Genomic DNA, 15,530 nt, shown 5'->3' with positions numbered 1-15,530 from the left:
AAGTGAACAGAAGAGAAATATTTTTTGAATTAAAGGAGACGTTTATGCAAAAGTTTGAACAAGCTGTTACATATATTGAAAATGGTGAAGCGGAAAAAGGATTACAATTATTAAAAGAACAATTACAAGTTGCGAATGATGAAGAGAAGTATGATATCGCTCGCTACTATCATACACTTGGATTTACGGATGAGGCGTTAGCAATTACTGAAGACTTACGTTTATTATATCCGGAAGAAAGTGAATTTACGGTATTTTTAGCAGAATTATATATTGATTTAGACAAAGAAGATGAAGCAATTGAAGTACTTCATGATATTCCAGAAAATGATGATTTATATGTTCAATCGTTATTACTTGTTGCGGATTTATTCCAAATGCAAGGTTTTGATGATGTAGCAGAGCAAAAACTATTGAAGGCGAAAGAAATCATGCCTGAAGAGCCTGTTATTACGTTTGGATTAGCAGAATTATATAGTAGTAAAGGTGAAGAACAAAAGGCAATCACTTATTACGAGTCGCTATTAGCGGAGCATAAAGTAATGGGTGGTGTTGTCATTGCACTTCGCCTTGCAGAAACGTTAAGTGCGATTGGAAACTGGGAAGAGGCGATCTCTTACTATGAAGCAGGCTTAGAGGAACAAAAAGATATTCACTCCTTATTTGGATATGCGTTCACATTATATCAAGGAGAAGAATATCAAAGAGCAATTGGTGCTTGGCAAGAACTAAAAGAATTAGACCCTGAGTATGCATCACTATACATGTATTTAGCGAAAAGCTATGAAAAAGAAGGAATGCTTCAAGAAAGCTATGAAACACTTCATGAAGGAATTAAAGTAGATGAGCTTGCTGTTCCGTTTTATGTAGAATTAGCGAACATTGCAGCTAAATTAGGAAAAGTAGCAGAGGCAGAGGAAGTACTTCAAAAAGCGCTTGAGTTAGATCCAGGACATTTAGGTGCAATATTAAAATATGCGTATATCTTAAAAGGACAAGAAAAGTATGAAGAGTTAATTACAGTTGTAGAGCGTGCTATTGATAGTGGAGAGCAAGATACACAATTACTTTGGGATCTTGCGTTTGCAAAAAAACAATTAGAAATGTATTCGGATGCATTAAAACACTATGAAAGTGCATATACTTCTTTTAAGAATCATCCAGACTTCTTGGAAGAGTACGGCTATTTCTTATTGGAAGAAGGAATGCGAAAAGAGGCCAAAGAAGTGTTTGTTCAGTTATTACAACTAGACCCGACACAAATTCATATTGAAGAGTTGTTATATAATTTAGAGGATTTTTCATAAGTTGGAAGGAAACTGAATGCCGCTTCTTGAATCTAAAAAGAAAAGAGAAAGACAGAGGAGGGACTTAATTGCTATGAATACCCCTGTTTCTGTAAACGAGAAGAAGGATTTTGTAAAATGGTTTTTGAATAACTACCAACTGAAACAGCGTGAATGTGTATGGATTTTGAATTATTTAATGAGTCACGACCAATTAATGCATAAAGTCCACTTCGTAGAGCATGCAAAATATTGTCCGCGTGGCTTAGTGATGTCAGCAAATTGCGTGAAGGACACACCGTTTCACTTTTTTAAACAAAATGTTATGACAACAGATGCTGAAAAGTCGTTTCATGATATTCGTTTAAATCGAGATGAGGATATTTATATTCAACTCAACTTTAAATCATCGTTCCAAAATGCAAATTATGTAGCTGTATTAGAAGACAATCCATATTTACCAAAGCATATTGAAGTAAATGAAAAGGATCGTTTACTTGCAGAGAGATTTTTAGAAGAGAGTGTATTTTCGTTTAGAAGAGAACGTCTTTTGAAACAAATTGATGAAGCGCTGGATAAGCAAGATAAGGAAGCGTTTCATAGGTTAACAGCGGAGTTAAAGACTTTATAGAATTTATTTGGATTATTAAATTTTTACAAATTTCAGACTCTTTTTAAGAAAAACTATCTAACTTGGGTAGTTTTTCTTTTTTTACCTCTTTTAGTATGGTTTAATATATATAAAGTGAAAGTTCTGTCATTTTGATTAGAGGGAGGGGAGAAATGTGAAATGGATTGTAAAAGACGTGGAACAGTTTGAGCAAGCAAGAGAGTATGTAGATACAGGAGTAATACCTCTTTTATCAATTTCAGCAGCAAAAGAAATGAAAATGGTAGTAGAACAAGGTGAATTTATAGAATTGTTGAGTATGGAGTTGGAAAGAGAATATAAAGGAAGAGTGCTTTTACTACCTGCATTTACGTATTTAGTAGAAAGTCAAAAGAAAGAAAAAGCTCGTTTGCAAGAGTGGACAGATCATTTGCAAAGCCAAGGTTTTAAGCATATTGCTTATGTTACAAGTGATTTTTCATGGAAAGAAGATATGCAAGAGTTACCAGGGGATTTATTTTGGTTTCCTTCATTGGCGTTAGAGCAATTTAGTGATCAAGCGAAGAGAGAAGTCATTCACGCTCATATAAAAAATATTATGGTAATGTTAGAAGAAAGATGGGGAAAATAATAATAAACAGAAAGTTCTTATTATTATGAGTAGTATGATATTGACCTGTGCATGAGGGTATTATATCATGATAGTGTCCTAGTTTTTATTTTTTATATTATTTTTCACGAGGGGACAATTTCTGATAGAGGGGGGAAATTTTCGTGAGCGAGAAAGAACATCGTGTGTCAAGAAGACAATTTTTAAATTACACACTTACAGGGGTAGGAGGCTTTATGGCAGCGGGTATTTTAATGCCGATGACGCGATTTGCGCTTGATCCGGTGTTAAGAAAAGAAGCGGGAACGGACATGGTTGCTGTTGCACAAGTAAAAGATATTACAACAGAGCCGAAGCGTTTTGACTTTAAGGTGAAGCAGGTTGATGGTTGGTACAAGTCTGAAGAGCCAAAATCAGCTTGGGTTCATAAAGATGAAAGCGGAGACATTGTTGCGTTCTCTCCGGTATGTAAACATTTAGGATGTACAGTTAACTGGAATTCGGACAAAGCACATCCGAATCAATTCTTTTGCCCGTGTCACGGGGGCCGTTATACAAAAGATGGGGTTAACATTAAAGGCACACCGCCTCTTGCTCCGCTTGATGTGTACGAGTCTAAAGTGAAAGATGGAACGTTGTATTTAGGAAAAGCGAAGCCAAGAGGGGGTGGAAAGTAGATGCTAAATAAAATTTATGATTGGGTAGATGAACGATTAGATATTACACCAATATGGCGCGATATCGCTGATCATGAAGTACCTGAACATGTAAACCCGGCACATCACTTTTCTGCATTCGTCTATTGCTTTGGAGGACTTACCTTTTTCGTTACTGTAATTCAAATTTTATCTGGAATGTTTTTAACGATGTATTATGTGCCTGATATTAAAAACGCTTGGGAATCGGTTTATTATTTACAAAATGAAGTTGCTTACGGGCAAATTGTTCGTGGTATGCACCACTGGGGTGCTAGTCTCGTAATTGTAATGATGTTTTTACATACACTCAGAGTTTTCTTCCAAGGTGCGTATAAAAAGCCTCGTGAGTTAAACTGGATTGTTGGTGTTCTTATTTTCTTTGTTATGTTAGGTCTTGGCTTTACCGGATATTTATTACCGTGGGATATGAAAGCGTTATTTGCGACGAAAGTAGGGATTCAAATTGCAGAGCAAACGCCGCTCATTGGTCCTTATATTAAAACATTACTCGCTGGTCATTCCGAAATTGTTGGCGCTCAAACATTAACTCGCTTCTTTGCTATTCACGTCTTCTTCTTACCAGCAGCACTTCTAGGTTTAATGGCCTTCCACTTCATCATGATTCGCAAACAAGGTATTTCCGGTCCGCTATAAGAGATTGCTAAATTAAAGGGGAAAGAACTAAAGGAGGGAGATTATGCATCGCGGCAAAGGGATGAAGTTTGTAGGAGATTCTCGAGTACCAGTAGCTCGGAAACCAAATATTCCAAAAGATTATTCGGAATATCCAGGGAAAACAGAAGCGTTTTGGCCGAATTTCTTGTTAAAAGAATGGATGGTTGGTGCAGTTTTTTTAATCGGTTATTTATGTTTAACAGTGGCACATCCGTCACCGCTTGAGAGAATGGCGGATCCGACAGATGCCGGATATATACCACTTCCAGATTGGTATTTCTTATTCTTGTATCAGTTATTAAAGTATTCATATGCTTCGGGTTCATTTACTGTAATTGGTGCGTTTATTATGCCAGGTATCGCGTTTGGAGCATTATTGTTAGCACCATTTCTTGATCGTGGCCCAGAAAGAGCACCATTTAAGCGTCCAGTAGCAACTGGATTTATGCTTTTAGCAATTGCATCTATCATTTTCTTAACTTGGGAATCTGTAGCACACCATGATTGGGAAGCTGCAAAAAAGCAAGGAGCAATTGTAAAAACAGCACCAGTTGATAAAAATGATGACGGCTACAAACTCATGCAAAAAAATACTTGTTTAACATGTCATGGTGACAACTTACAAGGTGGTGCAGCAGCACCAGCTCTACAAAACTTAACTTTAAAACCGGAAGAAATCGCTAAAATTGCGAAAGATGGTAAAGGTGCAATGCCTAAAGGTGTATTTAAAGGAACGGATGAAGAGCTGAAAAAGCTTTCGGAATTCGTTGCAAAGTATAATAAAAAATAATAGAAAAGCTGACTACAAATTTTGTAGTCAGCTTTTCTATTTAGTTAGAGGAAGTTTGTTATAATAGAGTAGGATTTAGTGAATGAATTACTTTGCTTGAAAGGTGTTGGACATACAGATTGGTTTACGTGTATGCAATGTTAAGACAGCGCGCAGTATTATTATTTTTATTGATTGTTAACATATTAGGCACAATTTACGGGTTTATATGGTATGGAAATCAATTAAAAGAAACGTCCCTAATATTTTGGCCGTTTGTACCAGATAGCCCGATGGCGAGTCTCTTTTTTGTCTTTGTTCTAATCGCTTTTTTGATAAAGAAGAACTGGGGATTAATAGAGGCATTAGCGATAGTTACTTTAATAAAATATGGTATTTGGGCGGTTGTTGTAAATGGGGTTTTGATTTATGTAAAAGGTCCTATTGGTCTTATGGGATATATGTTAATGTTATCTCATTTTGCAATGGCGGTGCAGGGAGTGTTATATGCTCCGTTTTATCGGATAAAAAAATGGCATTTCATTGTAGCTGGCATATGGACGTTACATAATGATGCAATTGATTATTTATTTTGGCAAATGCCGAGATACGGAATTATGCATTTGTTTGCAGAGAAAATTGGTTATTTTACGTTTTGGCTAAGTATTGTTGTACTGTGTATTACATATTATTATTGCTTACGTGAGAACCGAAAACAGTTTTATTTATGATGGTGAGGACATTTAGGGGGAGAAAATGAAGAAAAATAAGAGTGGTATAAACATATTGGATCGATTGGTTACTTTAGTTGTTTCATATAGCATAGCATTTTCTATTTTCGCTCTCGCGACAATGGTAGTTGTATATGGAAAATGGCTGTATTATTTTGAAATTGATTTCTTAAATATTCCAGACTTAGCGGATATGACGAAAGATGAAATTAAAAGAAACTATGATGTGCTTATTACATATTTATCTCCGTTTTATGAAGGTGCATTACAATTGCCGACATTAGACATGTCTACAAATGGTCGCATTCATTTTGTGGATGTTAAAAATATTTTAGTAAAGATTCAATATATAATGTATGGAACGATTGTAATTGCTTTATTAGGAGGAACGTATTTACTAAAAAAGAAAAAAGAAAAGTTTTTACTTCACGGATCGATTCTTACAATTCTTTTTCCGATAGCTCTTACGTTACCGATTGCCATTGATTTTGAAAAGAGTTTCGTATTATTTCATAAGCTTTTATTTAGCAATGATTATTGGATGTTTGATATTGAAACAGATCCGATTATTTTAATGTTACCGGAAGAATTCTTTATGCATGCTGCATGTGTTATTTTATTATTGATTTTAAGTGGAAGCGTACTTTGTTACGGTGTGTATAAATATTTAGTGAAAAAGAAAAGGGTTTCAAAGAAAAAATTCTCTGCCTAAAGAGAATTTTTTTGTTTTCATAGAGATAATATATTTTTTTGATTTTGTTCTGTTCTATTCTTGTCCAACTCCACATATTTTGTACTAGTAGTTATAGGGGGGACCGGGATGAAGAGAACATTAATTGGACTGATAGCATTTCTAATTATAATGTTTCCAGTACGTATATATGCTGAAGAGTGGAGTGAACTAACTGGATTGCTAGATGACTCTTTACAGTTAGTAAAGAAAAATGAAGATGAGAAGGCAATACAAGTACTGCGCCATTTCTCAGAGCAGTTTCTATCAAAGGAAAATGAAAATAATTCAAAAGTAACTCCGGGACAAATTAGAGTCGTTTCTTTGGCATACGATAAGGCGAAACAATCTCTCGCGGAAGATTTAGATAAGCAAGTTAAAGTTGATAATATGTTAGCGTTACAACTTGCTGTTGATGCACAAGTATCTAAATATCAGCCACTTTGGATGGAAAGAGAAAGAAAGATAATGGATGCTTTTTCTCAAGTAGAAAAAGCAATGAAAAAAGAAGATGATGGGCAGTTCCAACAGACACTAAATACATTTTTGAATGAATTTAATATTATTTATCCGAGTTTAATGATTGCCCTGCCAGAAAACGAAGCGCAGCGTGTAAATGCACATTTATCTTATTTGGATGAATTTCGTAACGTTATGCTAAAAACGAAAGGTGGACAAATGCAACTAGGGATTATTAAAGGTGATTTGCAAAAAATATTTCATACAGTAAAAAAAGATGAGATTGCTCCCTCTCTCATTTGGTTTATGACCATTACTGGAGGACTTATTTTGTTCACTTTAACGTATGTTGGATGGAGAAAGTATAAAGGGGAGAGAGAGAAACGGAGAAGTAACTTGCATTCTAAAGATAGATAATGTGTATAAATAAAGATACGGATTGTAAGGTTTATTTATTGACAATGGTGCAAGAAAAAAATAGAATGAGAAGTACTATAATTAAAACTTCAATGGAGGTTTATGATGTTTTATTTAATTTACTTCGCGATCATTTTGATCATACCGTTGTATGCACAGTCAAAAGTACGTAGTGCCTATAGCAAGTATTCACAAGTTTATTCAACTTCAGGTATGACAGGAGCGGAAGTTGCTCGGAAAATTTTAGATGAAAATGGATTGTACAATGTAGCTGTAGAGGAAACGCCGGGTCATTTGTCGGACCATTACGATCCAACTGCAAAAACAGTCCGATTATCAACAGATAACTATTATGGACATTCAGTTGCTGGTACAGCTGTAGCAGCACACGAAGTAGGACATGCAATTCAAGATGCGAAAGATTATAACTTCATGCGTGTACGCCATTCGTTAGTGCCAGTTGCTAATTTTGGTTCAAACATGTCATGGGTTTTTGTACTAATTGGTGTATTTGCACAAATGTCTGGTTTGTTGTTACTAGGAATTATTTTAATGGCAGCAGGTGTTATTTTCCAACTTGTTACATTACCAGTTGAATTTGATGCATCAAAACGTGCAATGCAACAAATTGAAGCACTTGGTATCGTATCGACAGATGAGTACGGTCAAGCTCGTAAAGTATTAAATGCGGCAGCATTAACATATGTAGCAGCGGCGGCTGTAGCAGTATTTGAATTATTACGCCTTGTATTAATTTATACTGGTATGCAGCGTAGCGACGATTAAAGACTATCAATTATGATAGTCTTTTTTTGTTTCGTGGAATGAATCTTATAACATGTTACAAATGGAAATAATATGGGGTGTAGAACTAGTTAAAAAAGATAAGTATGGGATGTTGAAAGAAGGTGACAGACATGGAATATCCAGAACATTTAGTTAAACAAGTGAGGGAGCGAAGTGCTACATACCAGTTAGAAGGTTTTTTAAGTGGACAGGGTCCTAGAAATCCGAAATTAATGCTTGTTGGAGAAGCGCCTGGTGAAACGGAAATTCATAATGGTATCCCGTTTAGCGGGAGAGCCGGAAAACATTTAATGGAGTTTTTAGAACGTATTCACGTTACAAGGGAAGAGGTATATATTACGAGTGCGGTTCGGAGTAGACCTTATAAATGGAGAGAGAAAAGGGAACGAAATGGCGAAATAATACAGAAGAAGTACAATAGAACACCAAATCAAGGAGAAATACTTGCTCATGCACCTTTGTTAGACTATGAGTTGGAGCTTATACATCCGCCTGTTATTGTCACACTTGGTAATATTGCACTGCAGCGTTTAGTTGGTAAAAATAATAAAATTACGAGTGTTCATGGTGAATTGTTAAAACAACCCGTGCAGCAATTGAAAGATAGTAGCAGTACAGAATTTATATGGACAGAAAAAGAACATTATATTTTTCCGACCTTTCATCCAGCTTCAATTTTTTATAATCGGAGTTTATTGGAACTCATTTATGAGGATTTGGAGAAACTTAAAAGATGTATAATAAAAAACTAGAAAAGCTAAAGAGCTTTTCTAGTTGAATTTAATTATGTAACGGATTTTTATTTTCATCTAGTGTAAATCCTTCGCCGACGACATCATGTACATCACTTACAGCAACAAAGGCGTGAGGGTCTACAGAAGTAATGATATTTTTTAATTTCACGATTTCGTTTTTTGCAACGACACAATAAAGTACATTTCTTTCAACTTTTGTATAGGATCCAACTGCTTTTAAAAAGGTTGCTCCGCGCTCCATTTCGGATAAAATTTTTGCAGCAATTTCATCGTTTTTATCAGAAATAATAGTTGCACCTTTTGCTGCATAAGCTCCTTCTTGCATAAAATCAATAACTTTAGCCCCGATAAAAACAGCAACTAACGTGTACATGCCTTCGCGATATGATAAATAGGTAAGAATAGAGACGACAATAACGACGGCATCAAACATAAACATCGTTTTTCCCATACTCCATCCAACATATTTGTGAGCTAGCCTTGCGATAATATCAACACCGCCAGTAGTACCGCCGTATTTAAATATAATTCCAAGTCCTATACCGATAAATGCCCCTGCGAATAAAGCAGCCAGTGTCATATCATTTTGCAAGTTTAAATGTAAGTTGAGTACTTCGTAGCGCTGGAAAATCCATAGGAATAAAGATACGCTAAATGTACCGATTAATGTATATAAAAATGTTGTTCGACCGAGTAACTTCCAACCAATAAAAAATATAGGAATATTTAAAATTAAGTTTGTATAGGAAGGGTCAAGCGAAAATAGAAAATATAATAATAGCGTAATACCGGTAAACCCACCCTCTGCAAGATGGTTTTCAATATTGATATTTACAATACCGAAAGAAAAAATAGCGGAACCGATTAAAATAAAAATGATATTTCGAATCTTCAAGTTTGCTTTCATATAGAAATCCCCCTAGTTATGCAATGATTGGAATTGCTCCGCTTAAACGGCAAAACATAATAAGTTATTTCTAGCTGCTAATAAAAATAGTGAATATCATAGGAACCCGATTAGTTCAGGCTAATCTTTTGCAAAAAACGCAAAAGAAGTTTCACTTTACCCCGTCCCAACGGCTGGTAGGAGATAAGGCGAAGAAGAAGGACAAACTAGCCGTAGGGACCCGATTAGTTCAGGTTAATCTTTTGCAAAAATCACGCAAAAGAAAGTTTCACTTTATTATAGTCTATCCCAAAAAGAGTCGTAAATAGTGATATGAGAGAATAATATTTGTCAAATCGCGATGAATTGGCTAACATGAAAGAAGAAGGAATAGAGGTGACAAGTATGGAAGCGAAAACGATGAAAGATATGCAGAAGGAAGTAGATGCATATATCGGTCAATTTAAAGAAGGATATTTTAGTCCGCTTGCAATGATGGCTCGTTTAACTGAAGAGATGGGAGAGCTTGCAAGAGAGGTTAATCATTATTATGGTGAGAAACCGAAGAAAACGACTGAGATAGAACGAAGTATTGAAGAAGAGCTTGGAGATGTGTTATTTGTTATGATTTGTATGGCAAATAGTTTAAATATTGATTTAGAAACAGCGCATAACATTGTAATGAATAAATTTAATACACGTGATAAAGATCGCTGGACACGTATTGATGAGGGAGAGAAAGAAGCATGAAAGAAATTAAAGTAATTATCGCTGGACCAAGAGGACGTATGGGACATGAAGCAGTCCTTCTAATGGAAAGAACAGCGCATTTCAATTTAGTAGCAGCAATTGATTATAAGCATGGCGGAGAAAGAATTTCTGATTTATCTGGAATGCCAGCGTTAGATGCACCTATTTACGCGGATTTACATACTTGTTTAGATGAAGTAGAAGCAGATGTATTGTTAGATTTAACAACACCAGAAATTGGAAAGAAACATGTGACACTTGCAGTTGAACGTGGACTTCGATCTGTTATTGGTACAACTGGATTTACTGAAGAAGAACTAAAGCAATTAACAGAAAATGCAAAAGAAAAAGAAGTAGGAACAATTATCGCTCCAAACTTTGCAATTGGTGCAGTCCTGATGATGAAATTTTCACAAATGGCAGCGAAGTACTTCCAAGATGTTGAAGTAATTGAATTACACCATGATCAAAAATTAGACGCACCATCAGGTACGGCTGTAAAAACAGTAGAATTAATCCGTCAAAATCGTGTACCAAAAGAGCAAGGACACCCTAATGAAACGGAACAATTAGAAGGAGCACGTGGTGCAAATGTAGACGGTATTCACATTCATAGCGTACGTCTACCAGGGCTTATTGCACACCAAGAAGTCATGTTCGGTGGAGATGGACAAATGTTAACAGTTCGTCATGATTCATTCAATCGTGCATCATTTATGTCAGGTGTAAAACTATCAATTGAAACAGTAATGAACCTTGATCATCTTGTGTACGGTTTAGAAAATATTATCGACTAAAGGGGAGACAACGGATGAAAATTGCCTTAATCGCACATGACAAAAAGAAAGATGATATGGTTTCGTTTGCGTACGCATATAAACCAATCTTTGAAAAACATGAACTCTTTGCAACAGGAACGACAGGCCTTCGTATTATGGAGGCAACTGGTTTAGTTGTAACAAGATATCAATCTGGTCCTCTTGGTGGCGATCAAGAAATTGGTGCAATGATTGCAAAAAATGAGATGGATATGGTGATTTTTTTCCGGGATCCACTAACAGCGCAGCCGCATGAACCTGATGTCAATGCGTTACTTCGTTTATGTGATGTATATGCCATCCCACTAGCAACGAATATGGCAAGTGCTGAAATGCTAATGCATGCATTAGAGCGAGGAGATTTAGATTACCGAAAGTTAAGAAAATGAGGGGAACAATTATGAGTGGATTACATATATTAGCGTTTGGTGCTCATGCCGATGATGTTGAAATCGGCATGGCAGGTACCATTGCAAAGTATACGAAGCAAGGATATGAAGTAGGCATTTGCGATTTAACAGAAGCTGATCTTTCTTCAAATGGAACGGTAGAACTAAGAAAAGAAGAAGCAAAGGCTGCAGCTCGTATTATGGGAGTAAAAACGAGAATTAATTTAGCAATGCCAGACCGTGGTTTGTATATGAAAGAAGAATATATACGTGAAATTGTAAAGGTTATTCGTACATATAAACCAACGCTAATTTTCGCACCATATTACGAAGATCGTCATCCAGACCATGCTAATTGCGCGAAACTTGTGGAAGAAGCTATCTTCTCAGCGGGAATTCGTAAATATATGCCTGAGATTTCGCCGCACCGTGTAGAGTCTTTTTATAATTATATGATTAATGGTTTTCATAAACCGAATTTTTGTATAGATATTAGTGAATACCTTTCTAAAAAGGTGGAGGCGTTAGAAGCGTATGAAAGTCAATTTTCAACAGGAAGTGATGGTATTAAGACGCCATTAACTGAAGGTTACGTTGAAACAGTAATTGCTCGTGAGAAGATGTTTGGGAAAGAAGTTGGAGTGATGTATGCCGAAGGATTTATGAGTAAGAAACCGGTTTTATTACATGCTGATTTAATAGGGGGATGTAAATGAGATTGAAAATAGGTATTACATGTTATCCTTCTGTAGGTGGTTCTGGTGTTGTTGGAACGGAATTAGGAAAGCAATTGGCGGAACGTGGGCATGAAATTCATTTTATTACATCGGGTGTACCATTCCGGTTAAATAAAGTGTATCCAAACATTTATTTTCACGAAGTAGCAGTAAATCAATATTCAGTATTTCAATATCCACCTTACGATTTAGCGTTAGCAAGTAAAATGGCCGAGGTTGCTCAAAGAGAAAATCTTGATATTTTACATGTGCATTATGCAATCCCTCATGCTATTTGTGCATATTTAGCAAAACAAATGATTGGAGAGCGTATTAAAATTGTTACAACCTTACATGGAACAGATATTACTGTGTTAGGTTCCGACCCTTCGTTAAATAATTTAATTCGCTTTGGTATTGAACAATCTGATGTAGTTACTGCTGTGTCACATTCGTTAATTGAAGAAACGAATGAACTTGTAAAACCAGATAAAGAAATTGAGACGGTATACAATTTTGTAGATGAACGTGTGTATTTCAAACGGGATATGTCTCAATTAAAAAAAGAATATGGTATACGAGAAAATGAAAAAGTATTGATTCATATTTCAAATTTCCGAAAGGTTAAGCGTGTACAGGATGTTGTACGGTCATTTGCCGAAATTGTAAAGGGAGTAGATGCGAAATTGCTTCTTGTTGGGGATGGACCAGAGTTCTGTACTATTTTACAATTGGTGAAAAGTTTACATATTGAGGAACGTGTCTTATTCCTAGGAAAGCAAGATAATGTTGCAGAGCTTCTTGCGATGAGTGATTTAATGCTGCTTTTATCAGAAAAGGAAAGTTTTGGTCTAGTTATATTAGAAGCGATGGCGTGTGGTGTGCCTAGTATCGGAACGAGGGTTGGGGGCATTCCAGAGGTCATTCAACATGGTGAAACAGGATATATATGTGAAGTTGGAGATACAGATGGAATAGCTAAGCAAGCAATTCAACTACTAGAAAATGAAGAACTTCACCGTAATATGGGAGAGCGGGCGATGAAATCTGTATATGAGCAGTTTCGTTCGGAAAAAATCGTTTCACAGTATGAGGCGATTTATTATGACATACTAAGGGATGACAATAATGGAAAGATTTAAAAAAGCTAGTTCAATTATTGAGATATTAAAACAGCACGGACATGAGGCTTACTTCGTTGGTGGAAGTGTACGCGATCTTATTATCGATAGACCAATTGGAGATATCGATATCGCAACATCTGCTTTACCAGAAGAAGTAATGGCTATTTTCCCAAGACATGTTCCGGTTGGTCTTGAGCATGGAACTGTAATTGTTGTAGAAAATGGTGAACCGTATGAGGTAACTACTTTTCGAACAGAAAGCGAATATGAAGATTTTCGGAGACCTAGTAGTGTTCAATTTGTCCGTTCATTAGAAGAGGATTTAAAACGACGTGATTTCACGATGAATGCAATTGCAATGACAGAGGAAGGCGAAATGATTGACTTATTTGCTGGGCAAGAAGCGATTCGTCTGAAGGAAATTACAACGGTTGGAGATGCTGCAGACCGTTTTCAAGAAGATGCACTGCGAATGATGCGTGGTATTCGGTTCGTAAGTACGTTAGGTTTCTCTTTGGAAACAAAGACGAAACGAGCAATTGAAACGTATGGACATTTGCTCGAACATATAGCGATTGAAAGAATTACAGTTGAGTTCGAAAAGTTATTGACGGGTACGTATTGTGTGAAAGGGCTTCAAGAATTGGTAGAAACGAAGCTATTTTCTCATCTGCCATATTTACAAATGTCAGAAGAAAGACTCTTGAAAGCTACGCAGTATAAATGGGATTCTTTTGAAACAGACATTGAGGCGTGGGCATTTTTCTTATATTGTATCGGAGAAGAGCATCCATCTGTCTTTTTACGTCAATGGAAGTTTTCGAATAAAAAGATTAAGGATATTGTAGCGGTGTTATTAGCAATTCGTTCTAGAAAGGAGAAGGAATGGGATACTGTCCTTCTTTATAAAACTGGAATTCACATTGCTGAAATGGCGGAAAGAGTATATGAAGCTATAATAGAAAGTTATAATAGCGCGTCTGTTAAGCAAGTACAATCATTATTTCATGCATTGCCGATAAAAAATCGTCAAGAAATGAATGTGACTGGTAATGATTTATTAAGCTGGGCAGATAAAAAGCCAGGTCCGTGGGTTGCCGAAATGCTTCAAAACATTGAAGAAGCAATCGTACAAGGAGATTTAGTCAATAAGAAAGAGAATATAAGGGAGTGGCTACAAAGATGCAATCTACTATAAGAAAGCAGTTATTACAAGTTTTTTCTGAAGCAGATGGTGCATTTGTATCTGGTCAAACACTTAGTGACAAACTTGGCTGTTCGAGAACCGCTGTATGGAAGCATATGGAGGATCTTCGTAATGAAGGGTATGAACTAGAAGCTGTACGCCGCTTAGGGTATCGAATTGCTAGTAAACCAGATAAGGTAACTGCTAATGAGATCCAATTAGGATTGCAAACAGAGCGTATCGGTAGAACGGTTTATTTTGAAGAATCAGTTGAATCTACTCAGCATATTGCAGCAAGACTTGCTTATGAAGGAGCAGAAGAGGGAACAATTGTCGTTGCAGAAGAACAAACAGCAGGTAGAGGACGTTTAAGTAGAAAATGGTATTCTCCAAAAGGCACAGGGATCTGGATGAGTATTATTTTGCGTCCATCTATTCCAGTTCATCATGCACCACAGCTTACTTTATTAGCAGCTGTTAGCGTAGCGCAAGCAATTGAAAAATGTACAGGTGTAAACGTAGGGATTAAATGGCCAAATGATATTTTAATTCAAGGTAAAAAAGCTGTCGGTATATTAACGGAGATGCAAGCTGACCCGGATAAAATTAATGCTGTTATTATGGGAATTGGCATTAATGCAAATCAGAAACAAGAACATTTTGATGAGGAAATTCAGCAAATTGCAACTTCATTAGCAATTGAATCGGGTAAGCCGATTGTTCGTGCGGAACTTATGCAACAAATTTTCTTGCAACTAGAAAAATTGTATGAAGAGTATTTAAAAAATGGTTTCTCTGTTATAAAAATTCTTTGGGAAAGTTACGCAATAAGTATCGGAAAAGAAATTACGGCTCGAACGATGAAGCAAACGATTAATGGATTAGCAAAAGGGATTACAGAGGATGGTGTATTGCTGCTTGAGGATCATCAAGGATACGTACATCACATTCATTCTGCAGATATAGAAATTAAGTAAAAGAAGTTCCTATTTTGGAGCTTCTTTTTGTCATTTAGACATTGATAAATTTCACATACCGTAATTAGGATAGAAAATTATTTTTTCGAAAAAATGTAGCAATTCCTTTTCAGAGTTTGCTATAATTAGTTCGAATA

At 36.1% G+C, this 15,530-nt stretch carries 19 protein-coding genes; 18 read left to right on the top strand and 1 reads right to left on the bottom strand.

What is annotated here, in order from left to right; all coding sequences use genetic code 11:
- Positions 1–44: 44 nt before the first annotated feature.
- From BAU27_RS03675 to BAU27_RS03625, 11 genes are all read left to right on the top strand, one after another.
- Entirely contained in the window at positions 45–1,307 is a 1,263-nt protein-coding gene (locus BAU27_RS03675) for a tetratricopeptide repeat protein (RefSeq protein WP_071744913.1), read from the top strand.
- A gap of 73 nt (positions 1,308–1,380) precedes the next feature.
- Positions 1,381–1,917: a ReoY family proteolytic degradation factor gene (locus BAU27_RS03670; protein ID WP_001095919.1), complete on the top strand. Its 537-nt coding sequence runs from the start codon at positions 1,381–1,383 to the stop codon at positions 1,915–1,917.
- Between the two features lie 154 nt (positions 1,918–2,071).
- A complete protein-coding gene (locus tag BAU27_RS03665) occupies positions 2,072–2,527 on the top strand; it encodes a YpiF family protein (protein WP_071744914.1) in 456 nt (151 codons plus the stop codon).
- A gap of 143 nt (positions 2,528–2,670) precedes the next feature.
- Entirely contained in the window at positions 2,671–3,183 is a 513-nt protein-coding gene (gene qcrA / locus BAU27_RS03660; protein WP_070141534.1) for a menaquinol-cytochrome c reductase iron-sulfur subunit, read from the top strand.
- The gene (gene qcrB, locus BAU27_RS03655; RefSeq protein WP_000932700.1) at positions 3,184–3,858 is read left to right on the top strand and encodes a menaquinol-cytochrome c reductase cytochrome b subunit; all 675 of its coding nucleotides are present in this window, start codon (positions 3,184–3,186) and stop codon (positions 3,856–3,858) included.
- A gap of 43 nt (positions 3,859–3,901) precedes the next feature.
- Positions 3,902–4,669, top strand: coding sequence for a menaquinol-cytochrome c reductase cytochrome b/c subunit (gene qcrC, locus BAU27_RS03650; RefSeq protein WP_071770138.1), 768 nt, complete (start codon positions 3,902–3,904; stop codon positions 4,667–4,669).
- Positions 4,670–4,788: 119 nt separating this feature from the next.
- A complete protein-coding gene (gene lhaT, locus BAU27_RS03645; RefSeq protein WP_139254601.1) occupies positions 4,789–5,379 on the top strand; it encodes a lipoprotein heptaprenylglyceryl N-acetyltransferase LhaT in 591 nt (196 codons plus the stop codon).
- A gap of 25 nt (positions 5,380–5,404) precedes the next feature.
- Positions 5,405–6,091, top strand: coding sequence for a lipoprotein intramolecular transacylase Lit (lit, locus tag BAU27_RS03640; protein WP_071744916.1), 687 nt, complete (start codon positions 5,405–5,407; stop codon positions 6,089–6,091).
- A gap of 108 nt (positions 6,092–6,199) precedes the next feature.
- A complete protein-coding gene (gene ypjB / locus BAU27_RS03635; RefSeq protein ID WP_071770137.1) occupies positions 6,200–6,985 on the top strand; it encodes a sporulation protein YpjB in 786 nt (261 codons plus the stop codon).
- Between the two features lie 105 nt (positions 6,986–7,090).
- Entirely contained in the window at positions 7,091–7,771 is a 681-nt protein-coding gene (locus BAU27_RS03630; RefSeq protein ID WP_000499538.1) for a zinc metallopeptidase, read from the top strand.
- A 131-nt stretch (positions 7,772–7,902) separates the two neighbouring features.
- On the top strand, positions 7,903–8,544 hold the full coding sequence (locus BAU27_RS03625; protein ID WP_071744918.1) for a uracil-DNA glycosylase: 642 nt from the start codon (positions 7,903–7,905) through the stop codon (positions 8,542–8,544).
- A 28-nt stretch (positions 8,545–8,572) separates the two neighbouring features.
- Here BAU27_RS03625 and BAU27_RS03620 read toward each other — a convergent pair whose 3' ends face one another.
- Positions 8,573–9,454 (bottom strand): YitT family protein, encoded by an 882-nt coding sequence (locus tag BAU27_RS03620; protein WP_071744919.1) that lies wholly within the window; start codon positions 9,452–9,454, stop codon positions 8,573–8,575.
- 384 nt (positions 9,455–9,838) lie between these two features.
- Between BAU27_RS03620 and BAU27_RS03610 the strand changes: the two genes are divergently transcribed.
- From BAU27_RS03610 to BAU27_RS03580, 7 genes are read left to right on the top strand one after another with little or no spacing between them, the layout of a single operon-like run.
- A complete protein-coding gene (locus BAU27_RS03610) occupies positions 9,839–10,183 on the top strand; it encodes a nucleotide pyrophosphohydrolase (RefSeq protein WP_002158575.1) in 345 nt (114 codons plus the stop codon).
- The gene (gene dapB, locus BAU27_RS03605; protein WP_071744920.1) at positions 10,180–10,980 is read left to right on the top strand and encodes a dihydrodipicolinate reductase; all 801 of its coding nucleotides are present in this window, start codon (positions 10,180–10,182) and stop codon (positions 10,978–10,980) included. Before BAU27_RS03610 ends, dapB begins: the two co-directional genes overlap by 4 nt.
- Before the next feature lie 14 nt (positions 10,981–10,994).
- A complete protein-coding gene (mgsA, locus tag BAU27_RS03600; RefSeq protein ID WP_000684753.1) occupies positions 10,995–11,390 on the top strand; it encodes a methylglyoxal synthase in 396 nt (131 codons plus the stop codon).
- 11 nt (positions 11,391–11,401) lie between these two features.
- Positions 11,402–12,106: a bacillithiol biosynthesis deacetylase BshB1 gene (gene bshB1, locus BAU27_RS03595; RefSeq protein ID WP_000015676.1), complete on the top strand. Its 705-nt coding sequence runs from the start codon at positions 11,402–11,404 to the stop codon at positions 12,104–12,106.
- Complete coding sequence (bshA, locus tag BAU27_RS03590) at positions 12,103–13,248, top strand: N-acetyl-alpha-D-glucosaminyl L-malate synthase BshA (RefSeq protein ID WP_071744921.1); 1,146 nt, start codon at positions 12,103–12,105, stop codon at positions 13,246–13,248. The genes bshB1 and bshA overlap by 4 nt, the downstream gene beginning before the upstream one ends.
- Positions 13,235–14,428, top strand: coding sequence for a CCA tRNA nucleotidyltransferase (locus tag BAU27_RS03585; RefSeq protein WP_071744922.1), 1,194 nt, complete (start codon positions 13,235–13,237; stop codon positions 14,426–14,428). Before bshA ends, BAU27_RS03585 begins: the two co-directional genes overlap by 14 nt.
- The gene (locus BAU27_RS03580; RefSeq protein ID WP_071744923.1) at positions 14,413–15,393 is read left to right on the top strand and encodes a biotin--[acetyl-CoA-carboxylase] ligase; all 981 of its coding nucleotides are present in this window, start codon (positions 14,413–14,415) and stop codon (positions 15,391–15,393) included. Before BAU27_RS03585 ends, BAU27_RS03580 begins: the two co-directional genes overlap by 16 nt.
- Positions 15,394–15,530: the final 137 nt, after the last annotated feature.

Origin of the sequence: Bacillus sp. NH11B, from assembly GCF_001884205.1 — a bacterium.
Taxonomy (GTDB): Bacteria; Bacillota; Bacilli; order Bacillales; family Bacillaceae_G; genus Bacillus_A; species Bacillus_A proteolyticus.
This window is presented reverse-complemented; position numbering and strand designations above follow the sequence as displayed.

Coding starts and splice junctions, on each gene's coding strand:
- BAU27_RS03675 (WP_071744913.1), top strand. CDS start 45: ATGCAAAAGTTTGAACAAGCTGTTACATATATTGAAAATGGTGAAGCG.
- BAU27_RS03670 (WP_001095919.1), top strand. CDS start 1,381: ATGAATACCCCTGTTTCTGTAAACGAGAAGAAGGATTTTGTAAAATGG.
- qcrB (WP_000932700.1), top strand. CDS start 3,184: ATGCTAAATAAAATTTATGATTGGGTAGATGAACGATTAGATATTACA.
- qcrC (WP_071770138.1), top strand. CDS start 3,902: ATGCATCGCGGCAAAGGGATGAAGTTTGTAGGAGATTCTCGAGTACCA.
- lit (WP_071744916.1), top strand. CDS start 5,405: ATGAAGAAAAATAAGAGTGGTATAAACATATTGGATCGATTGGTTACT.
- ypjB (WP_071770137.1), top strand. CDS start 6,200: ATGAAGAGAACATTAATTGGACTGATAGCATTTCTAATTATAATGTTT.
- BAU27_RS03630 (WP_000499538.1), top strand. CDS start 7,091: ATGTTTTATTTAATTTACTTCGCGATCATTTTGATCATACCGTTGTAT.
- BAU27_RS03625 (WP_071744918.1), top strand. CDS start 7,903: ATGGAATATCCAGAACATTTAGTTAAACAAGTGAGGGAGCGAAGTGCT.
- BAU27_RS03620 (WP_071744919.1), bottom strand. CDS start 9,454: ATGAAAGCAAACTTGAAGATTCGAAATATCATTTTTATTTTAATCGGT.
- BAU27_RS03610 (WP_002158575.1), top strand. CDS start 9,839: ATGGAAGCGAAAACGATGAAAGATATGCAGAAGGAAGTAGATGCATAT.
- dapB (WP_071744920.1), top strand. CDS start 10,180: ATGAAAGAAATTAAAGTAATTATCGCTGGACCAAGAGGACGTATGGGA.
- mgsA (WP_000684753.1), top strand. CDS start 10,995: ATGAAAATTGCCTTAATCGCACATGACAAAAAGAAAGATGATATGGTT.
- bshB1 (WP_000015676.1), top strand. CDS start 11,402: ATGAGTGGATTACATATATTAGCGTTTGGTGCTCATGCCGATGATGTT.
- bshA (WP_071744921.1), top strand. CDS start 12,103: ATGAGATTGAAAATAGGTATTACATGTTATCCTTCTGTAGGTGGTTCT.
- BAU27_RS03585 (WP_071744922.1), top strand. CDS start 13,235: ATGGAAAGATTTAAAAAAGCTAGTTCAATTATTGAGATATTAAAACAG.
- BAU27_RS03580 (WP_071744923.1), top strand. CDS start 14,413: ATGCAATCTACTATAAGAAAGCAGTTATTACAAGTTTTTTCTGAAGCA.